The 771-nt window shown below is 41.5% G+C and carries 1 protein-coding gene; it reads left to right on the forward strand.

The window, feature by feature from the left end; all coding sequences use genetic code 11:
* Positions 1-442 (forward strand): DUF3087 family protein (locus A3735_RS08130; protein WP_068637890.1); only part of this gene is annotated, 442 nt, incomplete at its 5' end.
* Between the last annotated feature and the right edge of the window lie 329 nt (positions 443-771).

A 771-nucleotide genomic window follows, 5' to 3' on the forward strand; every position in this document is an offset into this window, starting at 1 on the left:
CATTGTTGCTTTATTGGCGATCGCGCTTAGCGTATCAACCCTACTGATTCATTTAGTTGGGGAACCTGGAGGTTCAAATTTCGTTCTGAATCTGGTGGGTGTAGTGTCTGCCGTAGCGCTTGTGCTAAATACTTTATACCGAAACCGGAATACGCCGTTTATGTCGGAAGTTTGGTATGTCTGGCAGCTTAAACAAGAGCTCAATGCAATTTACCGAAAATCAAAAGCCTTAAACCAAGCGTTGGAACAGAACAATCACCAAGCGTTTATCATCAAATATTATCACTTGAAAGCTTCTATTCAGGTATATGAGCTGGATGACAATACGCTCACTATCAATCAGCTAAAAACTGACTTACGCGAACTGGAAGAAAAAATACAAAGCTTGGGTTTGAGCGTGAGCATCGAAGATTATCAGTCAGATTTACTGAAGACGCTTTGAACGAAGGGGCGGTGGTCTCCAAATCTGTAGGCAGAGCCTTCCACGGCTCGCAGGCGGGTTAGCACGAGGTTGATCGTGCGAAAGTCAACGAGTCAGAGTAAATAACAACCCAACTAAAATTCGAATATCCAGCCCGAATAAATACCTTTTAACCTAAACAACCTAGTTTGCCCATTTTTGCCAAAGCCTTCTAAGTATTTGTTTTTTAGTCTGTAGTTTCGCCACAAGAAGGTGGCGTGTTGTAGCACTAAAGGAACAATAAGAAGTACCCAAAACAAACATAAAAACGGGGAAATTATGAAACCTAAATCTTTCTTTAATACTCATCC

Source organism: Oleiphilus sp. HI0061 (assembly GCF_001635675.1).